This window comes from Intestinirhabdus alba (assembly GCF_009711095.1).
Classification (GTDB): Bacteria; Pseudomonadota; Gammaproteobacteria; order Enterobacterales; family Enterobacteriaceae; genus Intestinirhabdus; species Intestinirhabdus alba.
On record NZ_WMJZ01000010.1, the window covers coordinates 37,235 to 58,670 of the forward strand.

The window sequence follows — 21,436 nt, forward strand, 5'->3', positions numbered from 1 at the left end:
GGCAGGGGCGTCCCGGCGGTGCCCCGCTTGCAACTTCCGGTAAAATCCTGCAAAGTCAGCCCGGTATCTGAACAGGGCGATAACATATGAAACGACTCATCGTAGGGATCAGCGGTGCCAGCGGCGCGATTTATGGCGTGCGTCTGCTGCAGGTGTTGCGCGCCGTCCCGGAGGTGGAGACCCATCTGGTAATGAGTCCGGCCGCCCGGCAGACGCTCGCTCTGGAGACCGACTTCTCCCTGCGCGAGGTGCAGGCCCTGGCCGACGTGGTTCACGACGCCCGGGATATCGCCGCCAGTATCTCCTCCGGCTCTTTTCAGACGGCGGGCATGGTGATCCTGCCCTGCTCGATCAAAACCCTCTCCGGGATTGTTCACAGCTATAGCGACGGGCTGCTTACCCGGGCGGCGGACGTGGTGCTGAAGGAGCGCCGTCCGCTGGTGCTCTGCGTGCGGGAGACGCCGCTGCATCTGGGCCATCTGCGGCTGATGACCCAGGCCGCCGAGCTTGGCGCGGCGATCGTGCCGCCGGTGCCGGCTTTTTATCACCGGCCGGTGACCCTGGACGATGTGATTAACCAAACGGTCAATCGGGTGCTGGACCAGGTGGCCATCCAGCTTCCGCAGGATCTCTTTGCCCGCTGGCAGGGCGCGTAGCGGCGGTCAGCGCAGCACGTCCGTCAGCGCCTCCTGCAGATCGTACCAGCGGAAGGCAAAGCCGGCGGCTTCCAGCCGCTTCGGCAAGGCCCGCTGCCCGCCCAGCACCAGCGCCGCTGATTCGCCCATCAGCAGGCGAACGGCGGTCTCCGGCACGCGCAGAAGGGCCGGGCGGTGCAGTACCCGCCCCAGCGTATGGGCGAACTGAGCGTTATGCGCCGGATAAGGCGAGACCATATTGAAGGGGCCGCGCAGATCGTTATCCAGCAGCCAAAGGATGCCGTTGACCATATCGTCGATGTGGATCCACGGCAGGTACTGTCGCCCGCTGCCCAGCGGGCCGCCCAGGCCGAGGCGAAACGGCGGCACCATTTTCGCCAGGATGCCGCCCTCCGCTGCCAGCACAACGCCGGTGCGCAGCAGGCAGACGCGGGTGCGGTCGCTCTGCGCCTCGCAGGCGATCTGCTCCCAGCGGGCGCACAGCCTGTGGGTGAACTCATCGTGCGGCGGCTCCTCCTCTGTCACCACCGCCTCGCCCAAATCGCCGTAGTAGCCGGTGGCGGAGCCGGAGATCAGCACCGCAGGTGGCGTATCGCTGGCGTTAATCAGATCCACCAGCCGCCGGGTAATCATCCAGCGGCTCTGGCACAGCCGCTCCTTTTGCTGCGCGGTCCAGCGCCGGTCGGCAACAGGCTCTCCCGCCAGGTTAATAACGGCGTCGATACCGTTGAGATGGGCGCGCTCGTGGAGCTCATGCCACAGCTCAACCCTGGCGTCGAGACGCCGCCGGGCCTGCTCCGGCCGCCGGGTTACCACCGTCACCTGATGGCCCAGCGTCAGCAGGCGCGGGATCAGCTGGCGTCCGATCAGGCCGGTCCCGCCGGTAATCAGTATGTTCATATCGCCTCCGGTCAGTGCGTTCAGCGCCGCCAGCTCAGGGTCATCGACACCGAATCGGCGTAGCGTAGCGCGTGAAGTTTATCGATCTCCACTTCAGCGCAGGTGACCCAGCGGTGTTCACGTGCGATGTCGAGTACATCCTGGGTTAATTTTTCCAGCAGGGAGAAGCGGTTGTTTTCCACGTGCTGAATAATACTTTTGCTAAGGGTTCGGTAGTTCAGCGCGTCGTTGATATCTTCACTGACGCGCGCCTTTTCCGCCGGATAGTGAATGGCAACGTTGATGACGATATCCTGGCGGTTAGCGATCTCTTCCTCGTTAATGCCGATAAAGGTGCGCAGGCGAAGGTTTTTTATTCGAATAATTGCATCAGGTTGTGGCATTGCAGATTTCTCCATCGTTGAACCTTCGCATCATACACCAGCAGAGGGCCTGTTAACCCCTGGCGCATTCCGGATGGAGCTGCGCCTGCAGCAGGGCGCGGGCGGTAGCCGGGCGCGTGCGGATGCGCTCAAACCAGTTGTTGACCGCCGGATAGGTGGCGAGATCAATACGCTGGCGCGGGTGGGCGTTGACCCAGGGCCAACAGGCGATATCGGCGATGCTGTAATGTTCGCCTCCCAGCCACGGCGCTTTCTCCAGCCGCCGGTTGAGCACGGTATACAGCCGCTGAGTTTCCACCTGATATCGCTCAATGGCGTAGGGGACGGCCTGCGGAGCGAAGTGGCTGAAATGGTGATTCTGCCCAAGCATCGGCCCAAGGCCGCCCACCTGCCAGAACAGCCACTGCAGGGTGGTATGACGCTCGCGCAGCTCGCCGCTGAGCAGCTTGCCGCTCTTTTCCGCCAGGTAGAGCAGAATTTCGCCAGATTCAAACAGGCTCAGAGGTTCGCCGCCGTCCGCCGGATCGCGATCGACGATCGCCGGGATCTTGTTGTTCGGTGAAATAGCCAAAAATTCGGGACGAAACTGGCTGCCCTTGCTGATATCCACTTTGATCAGCCGGTAGTCCAGTTCGGCCTCCTCCAGAAAAAGGGTGATCTTATGGCCGTTGGGCGTCGGGGCGTAGTACAAATCGATCATTGCAGCTCCTGGTCTTAAATTGTTAATCAGACACCACAAGTATAGAAAGCCTCTTGCGTGGCGTGCGCTTCGGCCGGGCATAAAATGACAGGGCAATCGCCTCAGCCACGCGGTTGGGGCAGGGCGGTGTACCGCCAACGCAATAGGCGATGGAATGACGTTTTATCGCACGGCTGGCGCAGCGTTCCGGCTGATAAAGGCGCGGCGATTGGCTATCATAGTGCGGTTTTTAGCAAGAGGAGCGCATGATGAAACTGATGTTTGCATCGGATATCCACGGGTCGCTGCCGGCCACCGAGCGCGTGCTGGAGCTGTTTTCCGCCAGCGGGGCGCGCTGGCTGATTGTTCTGGGCGATATTCTGAATCACGGCCCGCGCAATGCGCTGCCGGAAGGGTACGATCCGGCGCAGGTTGCCGGGCGGCTGAACGACGTGGCGGAGCGTATTATCGCCGTGCGGGGCAACTGCGACAGCGAGGTGGATCAGATGCTGCTCCGCTTTCCCATCGTCGCGCCGTGTCAGCAGATTTTACTGGAAAATCAACGGCTTTTTCTGACCCACGGCCATCTGTTTGGGCCGGACAATCCGCCGCCGCTTTGCGATGGCGACGTGCTGGTTTACGGTCATACTCATCTGCCGGTGGCGGAGAAACGCGGCGCGGTGTTCCATTTTAATCCGGGGTCGGTGAGTATTCCAAAAGGCGGCTTTGCGGCAAGTTACGGAATTCTGGCTGATAATATCCTGAGCGTCATCACACTAAACGATCGCCGCACCATTGCGCAGGTCGCGATTAACCCGTAATTTACTCCACAACCCTGAACGCGCCGTAAGAGCGCATGAATGAAGAAGGTTTTCTGATGGTGGAACAGCGTCGTTTGGCAAGTACGGAATGGGTGGATATTGTGAACGAGGACAATGAGGTCATTGCGCAGTCCAGCCGGGAACAGATGCGGGCGCAGCGCCTGCGTCATCGCGCGACCTATATCGTGGTGCATGATGGTATGGGCAAAATACTGGTGCAGCGCCGCACCGAAAGCAAAGATTTTATGCCCGGTATGCTGGATGCCACCGCAGGCGGCGTCGTGCAGGCCGATGAGCAGATGCTGGAGTCGGCCCGCCGGGAGGCGGAAGAGGAGCTGGGCATTGCCGGGGTGCCTTTTGCCGAACACGGGCAGTTCTATTTTGAAGATCCCCACTGCCGGGTGTGGGGCGGGCTGTTCAGCTGCGTGACCCACGGGCCGTTCGCCCTTCAGGAGGATGAGATCAGCGAGGTCTGCTGGCTGACGCCGGAGGAGATCACCGCCCGCTGCGACGAGTTCACCCCGGATTCGCTGAAGGCGCTGGCGCTGTGGATGACGCGCAACGCCAACAACGAAACGCTGAAAGAGAAGCAGGAAGAGACGGAGTAACTGTTTTAGGTCGCCCCCGGTCGGCGCATATGCTGGCCGCGATGCGGGCGGCCAGGACCTGTTGTTTCGTCCCCTCACGGCGGTAACGTTATGCTGGCGGAGCGCGCGGCGGCAGGGCGTTTATTGCCCCGGCGGCTATCAATAAACAGGGCGGCTAAGGGCCGCCTTCAGGTTGCTGATAAAGGGGAAAACTGCGGTTTCCCCTTTATGGTTTTCAGCCGCAAATTAAAGAATTGATTTTCAGCAGAGGGGATGAACGTCTCCACCCCACGTTTGTCTATCGTTTCAGGGCGACTGAGCGCCGCCCTGCGGTGTTGACGGTGGTCCGCCGTTAGTCGCGGGTGGTGGGGCGCTGATGGCTCAGCACCTGACGCGGCTGGGTGCGACGGCCAACCATCCCCATAACCCCGGCCAGCACGGCCTCGACGATCATCATAAAGAAGGCAAACCAGCTGGCCTTCGCCGTGGCGGCCGCGGCCTTGTCTGCGGCTTCACGGGCCTTCTGTTCCGCCTGCTGCTTCAGCTCGGCATATTTCTGGCGCGCCAGCTGATAGTTTCTCTCGGTCTGGGCAACAATCTGCTCCGCTTCCGCATCGCTTTTACCGGTGCGCGCCTTGATGATGTTCTTCAGCGCGTCGCGGTCGGCGGCCTGCAGAGTATCCTGATTACGGTCAATTAAGCCTTTCACCCAGTTGGCGATATCGGTATCCGCATTCTGCGGGTTGTTGGCGGTAGCCTGCGCCTGATTCTGGGCGCTGTCCACGGCGTTCTGCGCGTCGTTCTGCAGATTCTCCGGCTGCAGCTCAGGCTTGCCGGTCTGGCGCAGGGTCGTTTCCAGCTCGCTCTGCAGGCTGTCGAGATTAATGCCGTTCTCCTGCAGCTTATCCTGCGCCATGCGCGCGGCGTGCGGCGCGGCGGCAGAAACAGTGCTGCCGATCGCGCTCAGCCCGGCACCCATCACGTTCATTGCACCGCTGACGGTGTAGTTCACCAGGGTGACCGCCAGCCAGACGCTGAACAGCGTATTGACGCCAAACATCAGCAGGCCGTGCAGCGCGCCTTCACGCTGGGCGAGGCGTCCGCTGATCCAGGCACCGACGGCAATCGCGATCAGCATGCTGATGCCGGTCCAGATGGCGGCCCCGGTGCCGATGCCGTCCAGCGGATGCTGTTCCTGCAGCGGATCGATGGTGGATGCGCCGATGGCGGTGCCCAGCAGGGTGAGCAGCAGATGGATCACCACGGAGCTGATGACGCCCGCGAAAATCGCGCTCCAGGAGATACGTTTTAGCGGTACGCCGCCGGACGGCACTTCGTGTACCGTCTCTATCCAGCCCGCGTCGTGCCGGGTATGTAAGTGCTCATGATGCTCGTTCATACTCGTTTACTCCCTATTGTTAACGTTAAGGCGTTGCCATAGAGTCAGTTTTCAACGCTGAAATAAGCGTGTTACCTGCTACTAAGGCTAGTTAGGGAATGCTGTTTTGACCAAAAAGTTTGTGAAAAGACAGTGGAAAAGAGGAGGTTTGCCCGTCTCCGTGGTCAGATTGTCCAAAGGCAGGAGGGATTTTCGCTGGGGAAGAAGATTGAAAAACGCTTTCGCCAGCCAATAAAAAGGCGGCCCGCAGGCCGCCTGAGACTGATGACAAACTCCAGGCCGAACTCGTTCGGCCATAATCACCACAAAAATAAACAAGGAAAATCAATTCATTGATTTTCGGCTGCTAACCACAAAGAGGGGAAAACCACGTTTTTTCCCTCTTTGTCAGCAATCTGAGGCGGCCCGCAGGCCGCCAGGTTACAGAGGGAATGAATCAGCCCTGCTGCTCAGCCTGGGAAGACTGGATCGCGGTGAGGGCGATGGTGTAGACAATGTCGTCAACCAGCGCGCCGCGGGACAGGTCGTTCACCGGCTTGCGCATACCCTGCAGCATCGGCCCGATGGAGATCAGGTCGGCAGAGCGCTGAACCGCTTTGTAGGTGGTGTTACCGGTGTTCAGATCGGGGAAGATGAACACGGTAGCGCGACCGGCAACCGGCGAGTTCGGCGCTTTGGATTTCGCGACGTCAGCCATCACCGCAGCGTCATACTGCAGCGGGCCGTCGATCATCAGATCCGGACGTTTTTCCTGCGCGATGCGGGTGGCTTCGCGCACTTTCTCTACGTCGCTGCCCGCGCCGGAAGTGCCGGTGGAGTAGGAGAGCATCGCCACGCGCGGCTCGATGCCGAAGGCGATCGCCGACTCCGCAGACTGGATAGCGATTTCCGCCAGCTGTTCAGCGGTCGGGTCCGGGTTGATGGCGCAGTCGCCGTAGACGTAAACCTGCTCCGGCAGCAGCATAAAGAACACCGAGGAGACCAGCGAGCTGCCCGGCGCGGTTTTGATCAGCTGCAGCGGCGGACGGATGGTGTTGGCGGTGGTGTGAACCGCGCCGGAAACCAGGCCGTCGACTTCGTTCTGCTCCAGCATCAGGGTGCCGAGAACCACGTTGTCTTCCAGCTGTTCGCGGGCGACGGTTTCGGTCATGCCTTTGTTCTTACGCAGTTCGACCAGGCGCGCAACGTAGCTTTCGCGCACCACGTCCGGATCGACGATTTCGATACCGGCACCCAGCTCAACGCCCTGAGAAGCCGCGACGCGGTTGATCTCGTCCGGGTTGCCCAGCAGAACGCAGGTGGCGATACCGCGTTCGGCGCAGATGGCCGCCGCTTTGACGGTGCGCGGCTCGTCGCCTTCCGGCAGGACGACGCGCTTACCGGCTTTCCGCGCCAGCTCGGTGAGCTGATAGCGGAACGCCGGAGGCGACAGACGACGGCTGCGCCCGGAAGTCGCGGTCAGCGACTCGATCCAGTCGGCGTTAATGTAGCCCGCCACATACTCCTGAACTTTTTCGATGCGTTCATGATCGTCAACAGGTACTTCCAGATTGAAGCTCTGCAGGCTCAGGGAGGTCTGCCAGGTGTTGGTGTCGACCATAAATACCGGCAGGCCGGTAGCGAAAGCGCGCTCGCACAGTTTGGCGATGCGGGCATCCATTTCGTAGCCGCCGGTCAGCAGCAGGGCACCGATTTCCACGCCGTTCATCGCCGCCAGGCAGGCGGCCACCAGCACGTCAGGACGGTCTGCGGAGGTCACCAGCAGCGAGCCTGCGCGGAAGTGTTCCAGCATATGCGGAATGCTGCGCGCGCAGAAGGTAACGGACTTCACGCGGCGGGTGTTGATATCACCTTCGTTGATGATGGTGGCGTTCAGGTGACGCGCCATGTCGATGGCGCGGGTGGCGATCAGATCGAAGCTCCACGGCACCGCGCCCAGCACCGGCAGCGGGCTGGAATCCTGCAGCTTCGCCGGATCGATTTTGATTACCTTGGCTTTGGAGGAGTCGTCGAAAATCTCCGACAGATCCGGGCGGGTGCGGCCCTGCTCGTCAACCGGCGCGTTCAGCTTGTTGACGATAACGCCGGTGATGCTGCTGTTTTTCGCGCCGCCGAAGCTGCTGCGGGTCAGCTCGATCCGCTCTTTCAACTGCTCCTGAGTGTCGGTGCCCTGAGACATGACGAAGACGATTTCCGCGTTCAGGGTTTTGGCGATTTCGTAGTTCAGGGACTGGGCGAACTGATGCTTACGGGTCGGTACCAGGCCTTCAACCAGCACCACTTCTGCATCTTTGGTGTTGGCGTGGTAGTTGGCGATGATCTCTTCCATCAGCACATCTTTCTGATTGCTGGAGAGCAGAGATTCAACGCGGCTCATTTTCAGCGGTTCCGCCGCCGGCAGGCTGGAGTTGGCCCGCACGATAGCGGTAGTCTGGTCCGGCGCGTCGCCGCCGGCGCGGGGCTGGGCGATAGGTTTAAAGACGCTCAGACGAACGCCTTTGCGTTCCATTGCGCGGATCACGCCGAGGCTGACGCTGGTCAGGCCGACGCTGGTTCCGGTAGGGATGAGCATAATAATACGGGACACGGTTTATCCTCTTTCGTTGCCGCCGCTTTGGGCGGGAGACAAAACTGCATCACCAGCTTCCCGTGATACTTCAGGCTGCAAGTGCGTTAGCTTTTAGGCGAGCTGTCTCATCCATAAGCGTTGCCTCTGGGCCGTCGACGTTGGGCGTTTTCGGTTCCCGGCGGGCTTTCCCCCCTGCGGCGTACCCGTTGTACGCTTTCGGGGAAGGAGGCGAGGAACCTCCCTGTTCCTCAATCAAGGCAGCCTGCGGCCGCGCAAATTCGTTTTGCACGAATTTGCCGCTCGCCGCCGCGTGGTTCGCCTTATCCTTTCGGGATCGGCTTTTCAGCGTACCTTGCGCCTGGCCCTGCAGCTTGACCTATCCAGGGTTATCGCTGGTGGTGTGACATCAGGCGGTCAGACGGCTCGCATCCTGCGCGATAACCAGCTCTTCGTTGGTCGGGATGACCATCGCAGGGCGGGTGCCTTCTTTGTTGATGAAACCTGACTTGCCGAAGCGCGCGGCCAGGTTACGTTGGTGATCGACTTCAAAGCCCAGCACGCCCAGCTTGCCGAGAGACAGTTCTCGAACCATCGCCGCGTTTTCGCCGATGCCGCCGGTGAATACGATGCCGTCCAGACGGCCTTCCATCATGGCGGTATAGGAGCCGATGTACTTCGCCAGGCGGTGGCAGTAAACGTCCATCGCACGCTTCGCGTCAGCTTTGGTTTCGTAGTTATCTTCAACGTAGCGGCAGTCGCTGGTGACTTCGGTCAGGCCCTGCAGGCCGGACTCTTTGGTCAGCATTTTGTTGATCTGGTCAACGCTCATGCCTAAGTTGTCGTGCAGGAAGAAGATGATAGCCGGGTCGATATCGCCGGTACGGGTGCCCATCACCAGGCCTTCCAGCGGGGTCAGACCCATAGAGGTGTCAACGCACTTGCCGTTGCGGATAGCGGAAACGGAACCGCCGTTGCCCAGGTGGCAGGTGATGATGTTCAGCTCGTCAACCGGCTTGTTCAGCATCTTCGCGGCTTCCTGAGTCACATAGTAGTGGCTGGTGCCGTGGAAGCCGTAGCGACGCACGCCGTGCTCTTTGTACAGGCTGTAGGGCAGGGCGTACAGGTAAGACTCTTCCGGCATGGTCTGATGGAACGCGGTGTCGAAGACGGCTACGTTTTTGTCTTTCAGATGCGGGAAGGATTTCAGCGCTTCGGTAATGCCGATCAGGTGGGCCGGGTTGTGCAGCGGAGCAAACGGCGCGGCGTCTTTGATGCCCTGAATTACGGTTTCATCAATGACCACGGAGCGGGTATATTTCTCGCCGCCGTGAACGATGCGGTGGCCGATGGCGGTCAACTGTGCGGACAGCTCGGGTTTTTGCGCCAGAATGGTGTTAACGATAAAGTTCAGCGCTTCGCTGTGAGCGGCACCTGCACCTAAAGCCGCTTCCTGTTTGCCGCCGTCCATTTTCCATTTGATGCGCGCTTCAGGCAGATGGAAACACTCGGCTAAACCAGAAAGGAATTCTTCACCGTTGAGCGCATCGATGATCGCAAATTTCAGTGAGGAGCTACCGCAGTTCAGAACCAGTACTAACTTACTCGACATGGAAGTACCTATTATTGATACGTGGCTAAAAAAACGTCAGTGGGTCACAGAGCGTAGCGCATGACGACGCTGACGTTTATGATTAACATCATGCGCAGGCTTTTTTTTGGCATGATGGAAGAATTACCCTATGAGTCTATGCCATATTGCCTGTTTTTCAGCCTATGGCACGCTGTGCATGACGTTGACGACCCGATAATTTTGCACTAAAGACCTTTACAGGCGATACAGGATACCCGAAGGTGGGTAGCAAAGACAAAATGTTTTGAACGTTGTCCTCTCCAGTTGTTGTTTTGCACAATTTTTTGAAATTTTATATGTGAAGTTGAGGTAAGCCATGTCGACACCGGAAGATCGTTCCGTCACTTTTTTTGGTCTGTTTCGCCGGGGACAGCACTATTCCAGGACGTGGCCGCTGGAAAAACGCCTCGCTCCCGTCTTCGTTGAGAATCGCGCCATCCGCATGACCCGCTACGCGATCCGCTTTATGCCGCCGATCGCCGTCTTTACCCTCTGCTGGCAAATCGCGCTCGGCGGAGAGATCGGCCCGGCGGTCGCCACGGCCCTGTTTGCCCTCAGCCTGCCGATGCAGGGGCTGTGGTGGCTGGGAAAACGTTCCGTGACGCCGCTGCCGCCGTCGATCCTGAACTGGTACTATGAGGTGCGCGACAAGCTTCAGGAGTCCGGCCAGGCGCTGGCCCCGGTAGAGAGAAAGCCGGATTACCAGGCGCTGGCTGACACGCTTAAGCGCGCCTTCAAACAACTGGATAAAACTTTCCTTGATGATTTGTAATTGCCCCCGGATTACGCATATAAAAGAAGGCACACCGATGCCTTCTTTTTTTATGCCGAACCCGTGCCACAGGAGCCGAAAATGGAAATGACCCATGCGCAACGTCTTATTTTGTCAAACCAGTACAAAATGATGACCCTGCTCGATCCGGAAAACGCCGAACGCTATCGCCGCCTGCAGACCATTATTGAACGCGGCTACGGCCTGCAGATGCGCGAGCTGGATCGCGAGTTTGGCGAGCTGAAAGAGGAAACCTGCCGCACCATTATCGATATTATGGAGATGTATCACGCGCTGCACGTCTCCTGGAGCAACCTGAAGGAGGGGCAGACCATCGACGAACGCCGTGTGACCTTCCTGGGCTTCGACGCCGCCACCGAAGCGCGCTATCTGGGCTATGTGCGCTTTATGGTGAATGTGGAGGGGCGCTACGCCCATTTTGACGCAGGCACGCACGGCTTCAACGCCCAGACGCCGATGTGGGAAAAGTATCAGCGCATGCTCAGCGCCTGGCACGCCTGCCCGCGGCAATACCACCTGAGCGCCAATGAGATTAATCAGATCGTCAACGCCTGAGGGGGTCAGCGTGCGCTGTAACGGATTTTTGTTCGACCTGGACGGGACCCTGGTGGACTCCATTCCCGCGGTAGAGCGGGCCTGGTGTCGCTGGGCCGATCGCTTTGCGCTTTCCCACGATGAGGTGCTGGGATTTATTCATGGCAAGCAGGCGATCGCCGCGCTGCGCCACTTTCTGCCGGATCGCCCGGAGGAGGAGATAGCGGAGGAGTTCCGCCTGCTGGAGCAGACGGAGGCGGCGGATACGGACGGCATCACCGCGATGCCGGGGGCGCTGGCCCTGCTTGATGCCCTCAACGAGGCCGCGATTCCCTGGGCTATCGTCACCTCGGGAACCATGCCGGTGGCGCGGGCGCGCCATCAGGCGGCCGGTCTGCCTGTCCCGGAGGTTTTTGTCACCGCCGAGCAGGTTAAGCGCGGTAAGCCGGAGCCGGACCCCTGGCTGCTGGGTGCCCGGCTGTTGGGCCTCTCGCCCGACGGCTGCGTGGTGGTGGAGGATGCCCCGGCGGGCATCGTTTCCGGCCTCGCCGCCGGTTGTCGCGTTATTGCGGTGAACGTTCCGCTGAATGCGCCGCGTCTCAACGAGGTGGATCTGGCCCTGAGCAGCCTGGAGCAGATAACGGTCACGAAATGTCCAGACGGTGAAGTGATGGTCGTAAGAAATAACTGAACATGATTTAGCCCCGCATTGTCGGGGCCTGATTATGGCAAAATTTTGCTATTCCCCCGCTTCTGACAAGGAAAGGTTGTGTCCGGTGAATTGATTTGGGTTGTTTGCTTACTGGCGTTTGCCGTTGTCCTGTTTGCGACGGGCAAAGTGCGCATGGATGCGGTGGCTTTGCTGGTCATCGTCGCTTTTGTCATGAGCGGAACCCTGACCCTCTCCGAAGCCTTTTCCGGCTTCAGCGATCCTAACGTGGTGCTGATCGCCGCGCTGTTTATTATTGGCGACGGGCTGGTGCGCACCGGGGTGGCCACCAGTCTGGGAAGCTGGCTGGTGAAAATGGCCGGCAGCAGCGAAGCGAAGATGCTGACCCTGCTGATGCTGACGGTTGCCGGGCTGGGGGCGTTTATGAGCTCTACCGGCGTGGTGGCGATCTTTATCCCGGTGGTGCTGAGCGTCTCCCAGCGTATGCAGACCGCGCCGTCGCGGCTGATGATGCCGCTCAGCTTCGCCGGCCTGATCAGCGGCATGATGACCCTGGTGGCGACGCCGCCGAACCTGGTGGTTAACAGCGAGCTGCTGCGTGAAGGGCTGGAGGGCTTTAGCTTCTTCAGCGTGACGCCGATTGGTCTGGTGGTGCTGGCGCTCGGTATTCTCTACATGCTGCTGATGCGTTTTATGCTCAAGGGGGACGATCCGACGACCCAGCGCGAGGGCTGGAAGCGGCGAACCTTTCGCGATCTGATCAGAGAGTACCGCCTGACCGGGCGGGCGCGCCGCCTGGCCATTCGCCCCGGCTCGCCGCTCATCGGCCAGCGGCTGGACGATCTGCAGCTGCGTGAGCGCTACGGAGCCAACGTGATCGGCGTGGAGCGCTGGCGGCGCTTTCGGCGGGTTATCGTTAACGTTAACGGGGTATCGGAATTTCGTGCCCGCGACGTTCTGCTGATCGATATGTCCGCCGCCGAGGTCGATCTGCGGGAATTTTGCAGTGAACAGCTGCTGGAGCCGATGGTGCTGCGCGGTGAATATTTCTCCGACCAGGCGATGGACGTGGGCATGGCGGAGATATCCCCGATTCCTGAATCGGAGCTGATCGGCAAATCGGTGCGCGAGATTGGCTTTCGCACCCGCTATGGCCTGAACGTCGTTGGCCTGAAGCGCGACGGCGCGGCCATCGAAGGGGCACTCATCGATGAAGCGCTGCGGCTGGGGGATATTATCCTGGTGGTGGGTAACTGGAAGTCAATCTCCCTGCTGGTAAAAGAGGGGCGCGACTTTGTGGCGCTCAATCCGCCGGCGGAGATGAGCGAAGCCTCTCCTGCGCACAGCCAGGCACCGCACGCCATCTTCAGCCTGGTGCTGATGGTGGCGCTGATGCTGACCAACGAGGTGCCGAATCCGATTGCGGCCATCGTCGCCTGCCTGTTGATGGGAAAATTTCGCTGCATTGATGCCGAAAGCGCGTGGAAAGCCATTCACTGGCCGAGCATTATTCTGATTGTCGGCATGATGCCCTTCGCCCTGGCGCTACAAAAAACCGGCGGGGTGGACCTGGTGGTTAAAGGGCTGATGGACGTGGGCGGCGGCTACGGGCCGTACGTTATGCTGGGCTGCCTGTTTGTGCTGTGCGCGGTGATTGGCCTGTTTATCTCCAATACGGCGACGGCAGTATTGATGGCACCCATTGCGCTGGCGGCGGCGAAAACGATGGGAGTCTCACCCTATCCGTTTGCGATGGCCATTGCGATGGCCGCCTCGGCCGCCTTTATGACCCCGGTCTCCTCGCCGGTGAATACGCTGGTGCTCGGGCCGGGCAACTACCGCTTCAGCGACTTCATAAAGCTGGGCGTGCCGTTCACTCTTATCGTGATGGCGGTCTGCGTGGTGCTTATTCCGGTTCTGTTTCCGTTCTGATTTGCGCCGCTGGCTACAGCGGCGAGTCCTGGCTGATTTCATCCAGCGACAGCTGGAAGCTGGGAACGAACACGGCCATAAAGTAGTCCATCTCCTCGCTGCGCCGGGAGGCCAGCGTCTTTTCCAGACGCCCCCTGGCCAGCAGGAACTCGTTATTGCCCGCCGACAGCTCCTCCAGACATTTCAGATAGGCGCAGAGCGCATCGGCCTGCTTAACGATCAGCTGCTCTTCTTCGCTGTGCGCCTGCTCATCAATCAGCGAAGTAAAAATATCCTGTAGCTCCTCAGGCACCATCTCAATCAGCTGGCGGCGGGCTATCTTCTCAATGGCCTTATATTCCTGGGCAATCTGCGAATTGAAATACTTGACCGGGGTCGGCAGATCGCCGGTGAGCACCTCCGAGGCGTCGTGATACATCGCCAGCAGGGCGATACGCTCCGCGTTGAGGGTGCCGCCAAATTTGCGATTTTTGATAGCGGCCAGCGCGTGGGCAACCATCGCCACCTGCAGGCTGTGTTCAGAAACATTCTCTGTGCGCACGTTGCGCATTAAGGGCCAGCGGTTAATCAGTTTAAGACGGGAGAGATGGGCGAAAAAATGGCTCTGCTTCATAGTGACCTTTGGGGATGAACAAGCTGATAGGTATTGTGCGCAGAGAAGGCGGTTGGATGCAAATATAGCCGTCGCCCGAAGGCCGTGGATGCTCCGGCCAGACGACCGGAGCGTCGTTTTGCCCCAGGCTACGGCTGACGATAGCCCGACAGGAAACGGCCGAACTTGTTCAGCGACATTTCGATGTCGTCGATACGCGGCAGGGTGACGATGCGCACATGGTCCGGCTCCGGCCAGTTAAAGGCGGTGCCCTGCACCAGCAGCACTTTCTCCTGCAGCAGGAAGTCGAGCACCATTTTCTGGTCGTCGTGGATGTTAAACCGTCTGGCGTCAATTTTCGGGAACATGTACAGCGCGCCGCGCGGCTTCACGCAGGAGACGCCGGGAATATCATTTATTATCTCCCAGGCCCGGTTGCGCTGCTCATACAGGCGTCCGCCGGGCATGATAAATTCGCTGATGCTTTGATAGCCGCCGAGGGCGGTCTGAATCGCGTGCTGGGCCGGAACGTTGGCGCACAGGCGCATTGAGGCCAGCATCTCCAGCCCTTCAATGTAGCCTTTGGCATGTTTCTTTGGCCCGTTGAGCACCATCCAGCCCTGGCGGAACCCCGCCACGCGGTAGGTCTTGGACAGGCCGTTAAAGGTGACGGTCAGCAGATCCGGGGCCATAGCGGCGATAGAGTGATGTTCGGCATCGTCGTAAAGGATTTTGTCGTAGATCTCGTCGGCAAAAATGATGAGGTTATGCTGCCTGGCGATGTCGACAATCTCCATCAGCAGCGCCTTCGAGTAGACCGCCCCCGTGGGGTTGTTGGGGTTGATAATCACGATGCCGCGGGTGCGCGGGGTGATTTTAGCGCGGATGTCGTCGAGATCCGGGAACCAGTCCGATGATTCATCGCAAAGGTAGTGCACCGCGTTTCCGCTGGAGAGCGATACCGCCGCCGTCCACAGCGGATAGTCCGGGGCCGGAACCAGCATTTCGTCCCCGCTGTTCAGCAGCGCCTGCATCGCCTGGACAATCAGTTCGGAAACGCCGTTGCCGATGTAGATATCTTCCACGGTCACGTCGCGCATCCCTCGCGCCTGGTAGTGCTGCATAATCGCCTTGCGGGCGGAATAGAGGCCCTTCGAGTCGCAATATCCCTGCGCCGTCGGCAGGTTACGAATGACGTCCACCAGAATCTCATCGGGCGCTTCAAAACCGAAGGGGGCGGGGTTGCCAATGTTCAGCTTCAGAACCTTATTGCCTTCCTCTTCCAGGCGCTTTGCTTCTTTCAGAACCGGGCCGCGGATGTCATAACAGACGTTTTCTAATTTGCTGGATTTTTCAATGGGGGACATGAACTTTGACCTTTTTGCTGTTATCGCCACTCCCTGCCGTGGAAGTCAGCTCGGAACAATGTACTCTCCCCTTGGGGAGTTTTGAAGGGTGTGCAGAGGAAGATTTTGCCCGACAGTGTCGGGGGAGGGGGTAATTAAAAGGCTGTTTATCAATAAATAATTAGTTAATAATTCTGATTTATTCCTTATATTTAGTTTTTAAATCTAATTCATGGCGTCTTTAATGACTCTTTGTCTTGCAGTGATTTTGACGATTTTATCGCTTCTGCCGCCGTGGCTTTTAATAACCTGACGTTACTGGCGTGAGGGCGGCACAGAACCATAACCCTGTACAGCGCTGTAGCGACGGCAGTGTGAAGCGAATGTTAAGCAGGGCTAAGGCAGAATGTTAATGCTGATTAATTGTTATTTAATATTTTAATGACGCTTAACGACAGCATTAATAATATGTGCAGGAGGGCTGAATTTATCAGCGTTATGCATCAGATTATTCGCATTGACACTTATAAATAAGAATTTTTTGAGTTAAGATACCGGAGACGAAATGGCGTAAGATTCAACTTAAGTGCAATTAACCTGAACTGAATTCAAATGATAACAGTTTGTTATACATGGTGATTTCTTTGATTCTCTGCAGGAGTGATATTTATAGCGTTACCTCGTTTATCCCATAACCGTAAGTGAGACAGCGCCAGCCGTTTTAATTGCTGATGGTTTTCCTGACGATATATTCATAAGAAAAAAATCATGTATTAGCGCCGGGTTTCGTCAGACTGATGATATACATTTTTACTTTTGCCTGGTCCTCCATGGCACCCGTAAGGGAAGCGGATGACAAATGGATTTGCTTGTTTCTGTATGCACAGTAATGAACCGGCTCGGCATGAGCCGTCAGTAAGTGAAAAATTATGATAAATGCAAATCGTCCGATAATTAACCTCGACCTCGATCTGCTGAGAACATTTGTTGCCGTTGCCGATCTGAACACCTTTGCGGCGGCCGCGGCGGCAGTGTGTCGTACTCAGTCTGCGGTTAGCCAGCAAATGCAGCGCCTTGAGCAGCTCGTGGGAAAAGAACTGTTTGCTCGTCACGGGCGCAACAAACTGCTGACTGAGCACGGCATTCAGCTTCTGGGCTACGCCAGAAAAATTCTGCGTTTCAACGATGAGGCCTGCTCGTCGCTGATATTCAATAACCTTCAGGGCGTGCTAACCATCGGTGCTTCCGATGAATCTGCCGATACCATCCTGCCGGTGCTCCTTAACCGCATTAGCTCTGTATATCCGAAGCTGGCGCTGGACGTCAGGGTTAAGCGCAGCGCCTACGTGGTCGATATGCTGAAAACGCAGGAGGTGGATCTCATTATCACCACCAGCCGCCCCGGCCCGTTCGTTAGCCTGAACCTGCGCACTTCACCCACCCACTGGTACTGCTCCTCTGAATATGTCCTGCCGAAAGGCGAGCCGGTTCCGCTGGTGCTGCTGGACGAGCCAAGCCCGTTCCGCGAGGTGGCGCTGGCGGCGCTGAACGCCGCCAATATCCCCTGGCGGCTGGCCTACGTTGGCTCAACCCTGTCGGCCGTTCTCGCGGCGGTGAAGGCGGGGCTGGGCGTAACGGCGCGCCCCGTTGAGATGATGAGTCCGGATTTACGTGTGCCCGGTGTGTTGGAAGGACTACCGACGCTGCCGGATACCCAATATCTGCTGTGCCGCGATCCGGCGAGCACCAACGAGCTGGCGCAGGTCATCTTTCAGGCGATGGAGGCCTGGCATAATCCGTGGCAGTACAGCCTCGCTGCGCCGGAAGAGGGGAGCAGAGCGGCGATGACTGAAAGCATGGCGAGCCAGGCCTAAGGTCAATCTTTTAGCAGCGGCAGAGGGCACATTTTTTCTCTGTGGGTTAACCGCGATAATACAGAGAGGTGCCCGGTCGCCGTCCGCCGGCGCAACACTAAGGCCAGCTTATCCCCCCATCTCCGCTGGTGTTGAAAAACAGCCAGCAGCTTTATCTGCGCGCCGCTCCAGGGGCGGTGGCTTTGCGAAACATATCTCCCTCTGCGCTGGTGTTGAAAAACGGCCAGCAGCTTTATCTGCGCGCCGCTCCAGGGGCGGTGGCTTTGCGAAACATATCTCCCTCTGCGCTGGTGTTGAAAAACGGCCAGCAGCTTTATCTGCGCGCCGCTCCAGGGGCGGTGGCTTTGCGAAACATAGAAACATATCTTCCTCTGCGCTGGTGGTGAAAAACGGCCAGCGACTTTATCTGCGCGCCGCCGGTGGCGATCGCCCGTCTCAGGCGCGGCGACATTTGCAAAATGTTCTCCACCCGTCGGCGGTGCGGTTGACAAAGTGTGAACGCGAAACGGCGGCTTTCATGTTAAAAAAACGGGAGGAAATGTTGTTGTTTTATAGGGTGAATTAACAAAAGCGTGTCGCAGATCAAGAAAATAGTCTTATTCAGGGGGAGGAATCTTCACCAAATCCTGTCAAAATAGACACGTATGCTTCTTTTACTTCACAACGGACTCGATTCAACAACGTTTGTTTCGCACCGCAGGCTTCGGAGCGTGGTATTCAGAAACTAATATTGTTGATGTAGTGTAAATTAATGTGAGGGAACTTTTGTTAAAGTTGACAAAAGGTTATAGAAAGGGGTAAAAAAGCCTGGCAATTGGCCGTTCAAACTGGTTTCTGCAGTTAATTGTAAGGTTTTTTTTATTCCTCCCATGAATCGATGTGGCGCTCATCTGCCGGAAAGAGCAGAGAAGCTGACGCCGCTTTTGATGAGTAAGCAATGAGTATGTCAACAACCACTGAAGTCATCGCTCATCACTGGGCATTCGCTATCTTTCTTATTGTTGCCATTGGCCTGTGCTGCCTGATGCTGGTCGGCGGTTGGTTTTTAGGCGGTCGCGCCCGCGCAAGATCTAAAAACATCCCGTTTGAATCCGGTATTGACCCGGTCGGCACCGCCCGCTTACGCCTGTCTGCCAAGTTTTATCTGGTAGCCATGTTCTTCGTTATCTTCGACGTTGAAGCGCTGTATCTGTTCGCATGGTCATCCTCGGTTCGCGAAAGCGGATGGACGGGCTTTGTGGAAGCTGCAATTTTTATTTTTGTGTTACTGGCTGGTCTGGTTTATCTGGTGCGTATCGGCGCGCTGGACTGGACGCCCGCGCGTTCACGCCGCGAGCGTATGAACCCGGAAACGAACAGTATCGCTAATCGTCAACGCTAACCGCGAGGCAATAAGATGGATTATACGCTCACCCGCATAGATCCTAACGGTGAGAATGACCGTTACCCCCTGCAAAAACAGGAGATCGTAACTGATCCCCTGGAACAAGAAGTTAACAAAAGCGTGTATATGGGCAAGCTCGAACATGCGCTACATGACATGGTTAACTGGGGGCGTAAAAACTCGATCTGGCCGTACAACTTCGGTCTTTCATGCTGCTATGTGGAGATGGTGACCTCCTTTACCGCCGTTCACGACGTGGCGCGTTTCGGCGCAGAAGTGCTGCGCGCCTCTCCGCGTCAGGCCGATCTGATGGTGGTGGCCGGCACCTGCTTTACCAAGATGGCACCGGTGATCCAGCGTCTCTACGATCAGATGCTGGAGCCGAAGTGGGTCATCTCCATGGGCGCATGTGCCAACTCCGGCGGCATGTACGATATCTATTCGGTGGTGCAGGGCGTAGATAAGTTTATCCCGGTTGATGTCTATATCCCGGGCTGTCCGCCGCGCCCCGAAGCGTATATGCAGGCGTTAATGCTGCTGCAGGAGTCCATCGGCAAAGAGCGTCGTCCGCTCTCCTGGGTCGTAGGCGAGCAGGGCGTTTACCGCGCCAATATGCAGTCAGAGCGCGAGCGTAAGCGTGGCGAACGCATTGCGGTAACGAACCTGCGTACGCCTGACGAGATTTAATTTGCGCCTGTCGGCAGCGGCGTTTCACTTCGCTTATTATTAAATAGACACAATCATTCAGGTGGTGTCAGTGCGGTAGCTGAGCGAATTTTCCTGACGCCTGCCCCGTTCAGCGGCCGATGCGGAAGCCGCCTGATGGATAACGTGAAATAAATAGCGCGAAGCCCTGTCGACAGTCACCACGGACCATTTGCAATGGTGAATACTATGACCGACTTAACCGCGCAAGACGCCGTATGGCTTACCCGGGATCACCTTGACGACCCGGTTATTGGCGAACTGCGCAACCGTTTTGGGCCGGATGCCTTTACCGTCCAGGCGACCCGCACCGGGGTTCCCGTTGTCTGGGTAAAGCGCGAGCAGCTGCTTGAGGTGGGCGAGTTCCTGAAGAAACTGCCGAAGCCTTACGTCATGCTGTTTGACCTGCACGGCATGGATGAGCGTCTGCGCACCCACCGCGAAGGGCTGCCCGCCGCGGACTTCTCCGTTTTCTACCATCTGATCTCTATCGAGCGTAACCGCGATATCATGCTTAAGGTGGCGCTGAGCGAAAACGATCTGCGGGTGCCGACCTTTACCCGACTGTTCCCCAACGCCAACTGGTACGAGCGCGAAACCTGGGAGATGTTTGGCATTGATATCGAAGGCCATCCGCACTTGACGCGCATTATGATGCCGAAAACCTGGACCGGCCACCCGCTGCGTAAAGACTACCCGGCGCGTGCCACGGAGTTCGACCCGTTCGAGCTGACTAAAGCCCGGCAGGATCTGGAGATGGAGGCGCTGACCTTCAGGCCGGAAGAGTGGGGGATGAAGCGCGGCACCGACAACGAGGACTTTATGTTTCTCAACCTCGGCCCGAACCATCCGTCCGCTCACGGCGCGTTCCGTATCATTCTGCAGCTTGACGGCGAAGAGATCGTCGACTGCGTGCCGGATATCGGCTATCACCACCGCGGCGCGGAGAAGATGGGCGAGCGCCAGTCCTGGCACAGCTACATCCCGTACACCGACCGCATCGAATACCTCGGCGGCTGCGTCAACGAGATGCCCTACGTGCTGGCGGTGGAAAAGCTGGCGGGAATAACCGTGCCGGATCGCGTCAATGTGATCCGCGTGATGCTCTCGGAGCTGTTCCGCATCAACAGCCACCTGCTCTATATCTCCACCTTTATTCAGGACGTTGGCGCAATGACGCCGGTGTTCTTCGCCTTTACCGACCGGCAGAAAATCTACGACCTGGTGGAGGCCATCACCGGCTTCCGTATGCACCCGGCCTGGTTCCGCATCGGCGGCGTGGCGCACGATCTGCCGCGCGGCTGGGAGCGCCTGCTGCGCGAATTCCTCGACTGGATGCCGAAGCGTCTGGCCTCCTATGAGAAGGCCGCCCTGCGCAACACTATTCTGAAGGGGCGCTCTCAGGGCGTGGCCGCCTACGGGGCGAAGGAAGCGCTGGAGTGGGGCACCACCGGCGCGGGCCTGCGCGCCACCGGCATTGCCTTCGACGTGCGCAAATGGCGTCCCTATTCAGGCTATGAAAACTTCGACTTCGAAGTGCCGGTGGGCGGCGGCGTTTCCGACTGCTACACCCGCGTGATGCTGAAGGTGGAAGAGCTGCGCCAGAGCCTGCGCATCCTTGAGCAGTGCCTCAACAACATGCCCGAGGGGCCGTTCAAAGCGGATCACCCGCTGACCACGCCGCCGCCGAAAGAGCGCACGCTGCAGCATATCGAAACCCTGATCACCCACTTCCTGCAGGTTTCGTGGGGGCCGGTGATCCCGGCTAACGAATCCTTCCAGATGGTGGAGGCGACCAAGGGGATCAACAGCTACTACCTGACCAGCGACGGCAGCACCATGAGCTACCGCACCCGCGTGCGCACGCCGAGCTTTGCGCACCTGCAGCAGATCCCGTCGGCGATCCGCGGCAGCCTGGTGTCGGATCTGATCGTCTATCTGGGGAGTATCGACTTTGTTATGTCAGATGTGGACCGCTAATT

At 58.3% G+C, this 21,436-nt stretch carries 20 protein-coding genes; 12 read left to right on the top strand and 8 right to left on the bottom strand.

Annotated elements, in window-relative coordinates:
- Nucleotides 1–86 precede the first annotated feature (86 nt).
- The gene (locus GJV78_RS09065; RefSeq protein ID WP_155108032.1) at nt 87–656 is read left to right on the top strand and encodes a UbiX family flavin prenyltransferase; all 570 of its coding nucleotides are present in this window, start codon (nt 87–89) and stop codon (nt 654–656) included.
- A 6-nt stretch (nt 657–662) separates the two neighbouring features.
- On the opposite strand, the gene GJV78_RS09070 is transcribed toward GJV78_RS09065, so the two are convergent.
- Genes GJV78_RS09070 through yfcG form a run of 3 tightly spaced genes read right to left on the bottom strand, consistent with a single transcriptional unit; the run spans nt 663 to nt 2,639 of the window.
- Nucleotides 663–1,556, bottom strand: a complete 894-nt coding sequence (locus tag GJV78_RS09070) for a TIGR01777 family oxidoreductase (protein ID WP_155108033.1) — start codon at nt 1,554–1,556, stop codon at nt 663–665.
- 20 nt (nt 1,557–1,576) lie between these two features.
- Complete coding sequence (folX, locus tag GJV78_RS09075) at nt 1,577–1,939, bottom strand: dihydroneopterin triphosphate 2'-epimerase (protein WP_155108034.1); 363 nt, start codon at nt 1,937–1,939, stop codon at nt 1,577–1,579.
- 52 nt (nt 1,940–1,991) lie between these two features.
- Nucleotides 1,992–2,639, bottom strand: coding sequence for a GSH-dependent disulfide bond oxidoreductase (gene yfcG, locus GJV78_RS09080; RefSeq protein WP_155108035.1), 648 nt, complete (start codon nt 2,637–2,639; stop codon nt 1,992–1,994).
- A 248-nt stretch (nt 2,640–2,887) separates the two neighbouring features.
- Between yfcG and yfcE the strand changes: the two genes are divergently transcribed.
- Nucleotides 2,888–3,439 (top strand): phosphodiesterase, encoded by a 552-nt coding sequence (gene yfcE / locus GJV78_RS09085; RefSeq protein ID WP_155108117.1) that lies wholly within the window; start codon nt 2,888–2,890, stop codon nt 3,437–3,439.
- A 56-nt stretch (nt 3,440–3,495) separates the two neighbouring features.
- A complete protein-coding gene (yfcD, locus tag GJV78_RS09090) occupies nt 3,496–4,047 on the top strand; it encodes an NUDIX hydrolase YfcD (RefSeq protein ID WP_155108118.1) in 552 nt (183 codons plus the stop codon).
- A gap of 331 nt (nt 4,048–4,378) precedes the next feature.
- Here the strand turns inward: yfcD and GJV78_RS09095 are convergent, their stop codons facing one another.
- The 3 genes from GJV78_RS09095 to ackA form a co-directional block, all read right to left on the bottom strand.
- Nucleotides 4,379–5,425: a TIGR04086 family membrane protein gene (locus GJV78_RS09095; RefSeq protein WP_155108036.1), complete on the bottom strand. Its 1,047-nt coding sequence runs from the start codon at nt 5,423–5,425 to the stop codon at nt 4,379–4,381.
- Nucleotides 5,426–5,861: 436 nt separating this feature from the next.
- Nucleotides 5,862–8,012 (bottom strand): phosphate acetyltransferase, encoded by a 2,151-nt coding sequence (gene pta, locus GJV78_RS09100; RefSeq protein WP_167519475.1) that lies wholly within the window; start codon nt 8,010–8,012, stop codon nt 5,862–5,864.
- 388 nt (nt 8,013–8,400) lie between these two features.
- Nucleotides 8,401–9,603 carry an acetate kinase gene (gene ackA, locus GJV78_RS09105; protein ID WP_155108037.1) on the bottom strand — a complete coding sequence of 401 codons (1,203 nt, stop codon included), beginning with the start codon at nt 9,601–9,603 and terminating at the stop codon, nt 8,401–8,403.
- Nucleotides 9,604–9,940: 337 nt separating this feature from the next.
- Between ackA and yfbV the strand changes: the two genes are divergently transcribed.
- The 4 genes from yfbV (at nt 9,941) to GJV78_RS09125 (ending at nt 13,553) form a co-directional block, all read left to right on the top strand.
- Nucleotides 9,941–10,396 carry a terminus macrodomain insulation protein YfbV gene (yfbV, locus tag GJV78_RS09110; protein ID WP_155108038.1) on the top strand — a complete coding sequence of 152 codons (456 nt, stop codon included), beginning with the start codon at nt 9,941–9,943 and terminating at the stop codon, nt 10,394–10,396.
- 81 nt (nt 10,397–10,477) lie between these two features.
- Nucleotides 10,478–10,972, top strand: coding sequence for a YfbU family protein (locus GJV78_RS09115; protein WP_155108039.1), 495 nt, complete (start codon nt 10,478–10,480; stop codon nt 10,970–10,972).
- Nucleotides 10,944–11,642, top strand: coding sequence for a sugar phosphatase (locus GJV78_RS09120; RefSeq protein WP_155108040.1), 699 nt, complete (start codon nt 10,944–10,946; stop codon nt 11,640–11,642). Before GJV78_RS09115 ends, GJV78_RS09120 begins: the two co-directional genes overlap by 29 nt.
- A gap of 78 nt (nt 11,643–11,720) precedes the next feature.
- Nucleotides 11,721–13,553, top strand: coding sequence for an SLC13 family permease (locus GJV78_RS09125; protein WP_167519476.1), 1,833 nt, complete (start codon nt 11,721–11,723; stop codon nt 13,551–13,553).
- A 13-nt stretch (nt 13,554–13,566) separates the two neighbouring features.
- Here the strand turns inward: GJV78_RS09125 and yfbR are convergent, their stop codons facing one another.
- Together yfbR and alaA are read right to left on the bottom strand one after the other, a co-directional pair.
- Nucleotides 13,567–14,166: a 5'-deoxynucleotidase gene (gene yfbR / locus GJV78_RS09130; protein WP_155108041.1), complete on the bottom strand. Its 600-nt coding sequence runs from the start codon at nt 14,164–14,166 to the stop codon at nt 13,567–13,569.
- 128 nt (nt 14,167–14,294) lie between these two features.
- A complete protein-coding gene (alaA, locus tag GJV78_RS09135; protein ID WP_155108042.1) occupies nt 14,295–15,512 on the bottom strand; it encodes an alanine transaminase AlaA in 1,218 nt (405 codons plus the stop codon).
- Between the two features lie 908 nt (nt 15,513–16,420).
- On the opposite strand from alaA, the gene lrhA reads away from it, so the two are divergent.
- The 5 genes from lrhA to nuoC all read left to right on the top strand — a co-directional run bounded on the left by lrhA (nt 16,421) and on the right by nuoC (nt 21,434).
- Nucleotides 16,421–17,365: a transcriptional regulator LrhA gene (gene lrhA, locus GJV78_RS09140; protein ID WP_155108043.1), complete on the top strand. Its 945-nt coding sequence runs from the start codon at nt 16,421–16,423 to the stop codon at nt 17,363–17,365.
- A gap of 131 nt (nt 17,366–17,496) precedes the next feature.
- A complete protein-coding gene (locus tag GJV78_RS09145; protein WP_155108044.1) occupies nt 17,497–17,751 on the top strand; it encodes a hypothetical protein in 255 nt (84 codons plus the stop codon).
- 551 nt (nt 17,752–18,302) lie between these two features.
- Complete coding sequence (gene nuoA, locus GJV78_RS09150; RefSeq protein ID WP_155108045.1) at nt 18,303–18,746, top strand: NADH-quinone oxidoreductase subunit NuoA; 444 nt, start codon at nt 18,303–18,305, stop codon at nt 18,744–18,746.
- Between the two features lie 15 nt (nt 18,747–18,761).
- A complete protein-coding gene (gene nuoB / locus GJV78_RS09155; protein WP_155108046.1) occupies nt 18,762–19,436 on the top strand; it encodes an NADH-quinone oxidoreductase subunit NuoB in 675 nt (224 codons plus the stop codon).
- A gap of 195 nt (nt 19,437–19,631) precedes the next feature.
- Nucleotides 19,632–21,434 (top strand): NADH-quinone oxidoreductase subunit C/D, encoded by a 1,803-nt coding sequence (gene nuoC / locus GJV78_RS09160; protein WP_155108047.1) that lies wholly within the window; start codon nt 19,632–19,634, stop codon nt 21,432–21,434.
- Nucleotides 21,435–21,436: the final 2 nt, after the last annotated feature.

Bases quoted from the DNA above. Each gene is read 5' to 3' on its own strand.
- GJV78_RS09120 (WP_155108040.1), top strand. From the start codon at position 10,944: ATGAGATTAATCAGATCGTCAACGCCTGAGGGGGTCAGCGTGCGCTGT.
- GJV78_RS09095 (WP_155108036.1), bottom strand. From the start codon at position 5,425: ATGAACGAGCATCATGAGCACTTACATACCCGGCACGACGCGGGCTGG.
- nuoB (WP_155108046.1), top strand. From the start codon at position 18,762: ATGGATTATACGCTCACCCGCATAGATCCTAACGGTGAGAATGACCGT.
- ackA (WP_155108037.1), bottom strand. From the start codon at position 9,603: ATGTCGAGTAAGTTAGTACTGGTTCTGAACTGCGGTAGCTCCTCACTG.
- yfcE (WP_155108117.1), top strand. From the start codon at position 2,888: ATGAAACTGATGTTTGCATCGGATATCCACGGGTCGCTGCCGGCCACC.
- yfbV (WP_155108038.1), top strand. From the start codon at position 9,941: ATGTCGACACCGGAAGATCGTTCCGTCACTTTTTTTGGTCTGTTTCGC.
- nuoC (WP_155108047.1), top strand. From the start codon at position 19,632: ATGGTGAATACTATGACCGACTTAACCGCGCAAGACGCCGTATGGCTT.
- yfcG (WP_155108035.1), bottom strand. From the start codon at position 2,639: ATGATCGATTTGTACTACGCCCCGACGCCCAACGGCCATAAGATCACC.
- alaA (WP_155108042.1), bottom strand. From the start codon at position 15,512: ATGTCCCCCATTGAAAAATCCAGCAAATTAGAAAACGTCTGTTATGAC.
- folX (WP_155108034.1), bottom strand. From the start codon at position 1,939: ATGCCACAACCTGATGCAATTATTCGAATAAAAAACCTTCGCCTGCGC.
- GJV78_RS09065 (WP_155108032.1), top strand. From the start codon at position 87: ATGAAACGACTCATCGTAGGGATCAGCGGTGCCAGCGGCGCGATTTAT.
- lrhA (WP_155108043.1), top strand. From the start codon at position 16,421: ATGATAAATGCAAATCGTCCGATAATTAACCTCGACCTCGATCTGCTG.
- nuoA (WP_155108045.1), top strand. From the start codon at position 18,303: ATGAGTATGTCAACAACCACTGAAGTCATCGCTCATCACTGGGCATTC.
- GJV78_RS09070 (WP_155108033.1), bottom strand. From the start codon at position 1,556: ATGAACATACTGATTACCGGCGGGACCGGCCTGATCGGACGCCAGCTG.
- GJV78_RS09115 (WP_155108039.1), top strand. From the start codon at position 10,478: ATGGAAATGACCCATGCGCAACGTCTTATTTTGTCAAACCAGTACAAA.
- yfbR (WP_155108041.1), bottom strand. From the start codon at position 14,166: ATGAAGCAGAGCCATTTTTTCGCCCATCTCTCCCGTCTTAAACTGATT.
- yfcD (WP_155108118.1), top strand. From the start codon at position 3,496: ATGGTGGAACAGCGTCGTTTGGCAAGTACGGAATGGGTGGATATTGTG.